Here is a 4,517-nt window from a genome sequence, read left to right as displayed (position 1 = left end):
CGTAAAATAGCAATGATAGGTCAGTAAAGTTAATTATTTAATAAGTAAAAAAGGATCAAAAAGATCCTTTTTAAATAAATATTTATTTCTTATAAAAAATACAGTTAAATAGTTATTTAACCTCTTCAATTTTGGTTTTTACTTTTCATTGTCGTTGTTGAGCCAATAGACGCTAAAAACAATAAAGGCTAAGGCAACCCATTGTATTAGTGTCAGATGTTCATGTAAAGAAAAATAATACCAATAAAAAGCGCCCATACAAGGTTCTAAACTCATTAACGTACCAAATGTTTTAGCGGGTAAGCGGGTAAGTGCGACCATTTCTAAGGTATAAGGAAATGCAGTCGATAAAATCGCAATGGCTAAAGCGATAGGTAAAATAGACCAGCTAAACATAATATCTGGACTACTTTGTAACATACCAATAGGAACGAAAATAAAGGCAGCAATTAATGAACCAACAGAGACGGTTGCGGCACCATAGCCTTTTCCTGCACGTTGTCCGAATACAATATATAATGCCCAACCTACACCTGCCCCCAACGCATAAAGCATACCCAGCGGATCAAGACCATCATGGATATTATCGCCAATAGGCAGTAATAAGCCTAAACCAGCAATCACTAAAATTATCCATAAAAAGTCAATGGCTCTACGTGATGAAAACATAGCAACCGCTAAAGGGCCGGTAAACTCTAGTGCAACCGCAATACCTAATGGAATTGTTTCAAGTGCAAGGTAGAAAAGGTAATTCATAGCACCTAACGATAAGCCATATAAAAAGAGTGGCATTATCGATTCACGAGTCAATTTAAGTCGCCATGGCTTAAAGATAAAAAAGAGGATCAATGTACCCAGTAATAGACGTAACGCTGTTACAGCAGGGGCGCCGATAACAGGAAATAGGGTTTTAGCAAGGGATGCGCCGCTTTGAATTGAAAGCATGGAGAGAAGCAAAAGAAGCACAGGGTAAAACACCTGTAATTTAGCTGAGTGTCTGGCTGACAACATCCTATAAAACCTCGTCAATAATCAATCGTATGTGTTCTCTGTTTGCAGATAACAAAGGATCGCATAATATAAAATAAAATTACTTATTTTAATATAGCTATTTATTAATAAATGTTTTTTATTTTAATTCGATTGAGTGAAACTAGCTAAAATATAAATTAAGTTATTTTTAATAAAATAAAAAAATAACTTCTTACAAGTATAAGTATTAATAATGATTAAATATATATATGCGATAAAAAGTGTAAAAACATTTTTTTTAACCTTTTTTTATTAAAAGTACCTTCAGTATAATTTCAAGCTCGTTTTAACTAGCTAAAAGAGAATAAAAAATGAGTAAAATAAAATCTATCGCAGTGTATTGTGGTTCTAGTTTAGGGGCTTCACCTATTTATAAAGAACAAGCAATTATTTTTGCTAAAGAGCTGGTTAAACGCAATATTACCTTAGTTTATGGTGGCGCCAGTGTTGGTATTATGGGCGCACTTGCTGATACGGTATTAGCCGAAGGCGGAAAGGTGATTGGTGTTATTCCTACCTTATTAGAAGGGCGTGAAATTTCACATAAAAATCTGACCGAACTGCATGTTGTTGAAACAATGCATCAGCGTAAAAGTAAAATGATCGAATTAGCTGAAGGTTTTGTCGCTTTACCTGGTGGTTTTGGTACATTAGAAGAATTTAGTGAAGTTTTTACGTGGAGCCAAATTGGTTTGCATCAGAAACCATTAGGCTTACTTAATATCAACCAGTTTTATTCTCCATTATTAATGATGATTGATAAAATGGCTGATGAACAATTTTTACATGAAAAATACCGCAATATGGCGATTGTGGAACAATGTCCTATTCAACTTTTAGATAAATTTGAAACGTATATTGCGCCTCCTGTAAAAACCTACAACAAATAAAGGTATAAAATGATAATAATAAGAAAAGCAATTTTGTCTGATGTAGAAGAAATTAATACGCTTTACACTTATTTATTTAATGAAATGGCTAACTTACAACCCGATCGATTAAAACCGGGTAAACAAGATGAAGCCTTTATTATTAATGGAATTAAAAATAATAAGTTTCATCTTTTAGTTGCCGATTTAGACGGTAAAGTGGTTGGATTTAGCATAGCGCAAATTCAAGAAACACCCCTGTTTAATTGCTTGGTTCAACGTAAATATGCGTATATTTATGATATTGTTGTCGCTCCTTCTGCTCGTAGCCAAGGCGTAGGTCGTTTATTATTAACCGCGATGAAAGAGTGGGCGAAATCAGAAAAAATGACGCATCTTGAGTTATCTGTATTAGCTGAAAATGGTGCGGCTAAACGTTTTTACGAACGTGAAGGATTAAAAGAAGTGAGCACAGTCATGGGGATCACTTTATAGCAGATTAAATTGACGTTAATTTTCTCTAATTAAATAAAAATAAACCCGCTTTAAGGCGGGTTTATTAATTATATTATTCAGCTAAATTGTGGGTTTCCCCGCAATGATCGTACACAATACCCTGACATTTTCAACATCTTCTGTCGGTATTTCAAACAAGTTTCTATCTAATACAATAAAATCGGCAAACTTTCCGACTTCGAGTGATCCAATTTGAGTGTCCATATCCAAAGCTTCTGCTGCATTAATGGTGGCTGCACGTAAGACTTCCACTAATGTCAGATTACGATCGTTATCAAGACGAGGACTTGTTGCCTCTTTTTGGCGAGTCATTGCGACTTTAAAATCATACCATTCATTAAGCGGATCAATTGGCCAATCGCTACCAAAAGCCACAGTGACGCCAGCATCAATAAATTTTCCAGCAGTTTCTAAATAGTTGCAGCGAGATTTACCTAACATTTCAATATCTTTTTCGATGTTATTTTGATCAACCGCCGCCCATTGAAATGAAAGAAAAGGATAGGTGTTTAGTTGTGCGAAACGCGCATAATCTTTTTCACACATCAATTCATTATGCGCAAGCCCTGGTCTAATGTCTTTTTCAGGTAAGGCGTTACGCATTTCACTAATAGCATCAAGGGCCGTACTAATTGCACCTTCAGCAACCGTATGAATATGAGGGTGATAGCCCGCACGAGCAATTTCTGTGACTAACGGTGTTAAAATTTCAGGAGAGAAATAGAGATCACCAATATGTTCAGAATCTTGCCAATGTGGTGTGTCATCAGTGCCAACATTAATACGATAAGGTGAGTGTAAGCGCGCTGTCATAATCGGCGCTTGTAATACACCATCAAGGAAAAGTTTGATATGGCGGATCGCAACACTGGGTTGTGCTCCATTGCTGATTTGATGCCATTGTGAAAAGCGAGTAGTAGCATGGCGTACCGCGTTTGGAATATCTTCAATACAAGGTACATCATCTGGGGTGATTTCAACGGCATTCTCTACGCGAAGAGTCAGTTCGCCTGCTTTTCTTAATGTATTAAAGGCTCGTAATTGAGGCTCACCTACTCGTGCATCCATAATAGTGGTTACGCCTTGTTCATTTAATAATTTTTGAACATGGCGAGCTATCTGTAAATTTTGAGCTTCAGTCAGTGGCGGTAAGCTGTCAATGGCTTGCATTGCTGGCGCATCTTCAAGAATACCAATCGGTGTTCTATCACCATCACGTTCAATGTTTCCATCAGGTGGATCGGGTGTTTCTGCCGTGATATTTAATCGTTCTAAAGCGCGAGAATTTGCAAGTACACTATGGCAATCGCTAGAAAAGAGCAAAATAGGGCGAGCGGTGTTTAAGGTATCAAGGTGATAACGTGTCATCTGCACACCTTCTGGTTGCATGCCTTCACGATACCATGCAGAGACTTTTAACCATTCGGTATCATTATCAATAAAGTTTTCATCAAGGTATTCTTGAATGCGCGATAAAATGTCATCAATAGAGAGTGATTGATAATCCAGATGGCACCCTGCTAACGTTGCACCTCCCCAAAATGGGTGCATATGCGCATCAATAATGCCCGGCATGACCATGCTTCCCTGTAAATCAATCTGCTTAGTGCTTTCATCACAGTAAGAAAGTAACCCTTCTTTTTTTTCCTGAAGCAATAATGACACCTTGGCTGATCGCGATAGCGTCAACAATATTGTTATGATGATCAGCGGTATAAATAAGTCCGTTGTAATAGAGAGTGTCTGCAATTTGAAATGTCATTCTTCTACCTTGTATTGCTTTTTTAGCACATAGAGCGCGTGCTTAAATGATTATTTTGCTTATAGGGCATCCTGTTGCGTTTTGACGCGGGCGATAATATTTTGAAAATATGCCGTAAATAATTAATCAATATAAAACAGGTATGTATAAGAGTACAACTTACTTTTATTAATGTTTCTAATTTTATTATTTAATTTATTTAAATAAGCTAAAATAATTTAGACTTATAAACTAATGTTAAAAATATTCTAATTGAAATGAAATAAATACAATAACTTTATAATTAATTATGAGGTTGTTATTTATATTTTATGTAAGTTATTTTATATAAAACATCC

Annotated in this window: 2 protein-coding genes and 2 pseudogenes; 2 read left to right on the top strand and 2 right to left on the bottom strand. The window is 35.9% G+C overall.

Annotation, left to right across the window (positions count from 1 at the left end; all coding sequences use genetic code 11):
• Window positions 1–125: 125 nt before the first annotated feature.
• A pseudogene (gene rhtA / locus BHE89_RS10105) lies at window positions 126–1,011 on the bottom strand (threonine/homoserine exporter RhtA).
• Between the two features lie 332 nt (window positions 1,012–1,343).
• Between rhtA and BHE89_RS10100 the strand changes: the two are divergent.
• Both BHE89_RS10100 and BHE89_RS10095 read left to right on the top strand, forming a co-directional pair.
• Window positions 1,344–1,922 (top strand): LOG family protein, encoded by a 579-nt coding sequence (locus tag BHE89_RS10100; RefSeq protein WP_069367534.1) that lies wholly within the window; start codon window positions 1,344–1,346, stop codon window positions 1,920–1,922.
• 9 nt (window positions 1,923–1,931) lie between these two features.
• Window positions 1,932–2,396 carry a GNAT family N-acetyltransferase gene (locus BHE89_RS10095; RefSeq protein ID WP_069367535.1) on the top strand — a complete coding sequence of 155 codons (465 nt, stop codon included), beginning with the start codon at window positions 1,932–1,934 and terminating at the stop codon, window positions 2,394–2,396.
• Window positions 2,397–2,477: 81 nt separating this feature from the next.
• On the opposite strand, the pseudogene BHE89_RS10090 reads toward BHE89_RS10095, so the two are convergent.
• Window positions 2,478–4,179: pseudogene (locus BHE89_RS10090) on the bottom strand (amidohydrolase).
• Window positions 4,180–4,517: the final 338 nt, after the last annotated feature.

This window comes from Shigella sp. FC1967 (genome assembly GCF_001743005.1).
In the GTDB taxonomy this organism is placed as follows: Bacteria; Pseudomonadota; Gammaproteobacteria; order Enterobacterales; family Enterobacteriaceae; genus Proteus.
This window is presented reverse-complemented; position numbering and strand designations above follow the sequence as displayed.

Coding starts and splice junctions, on each gene's coding strand:
- BHE89_RS10100 (WP_069367534.1), top strand. CDS start 1,344: ATGAGTAAAATAAAATCTATCGCAGTGTATTGTGGTTCTAGTTTAGGG.
- BHE89_RS10095 (WP_069367535.1), top strand. CDS start 1,932: ATGATAATAATAAGAAAAGCAATTTTGTCTGATGTAGAAGAAATTAAT.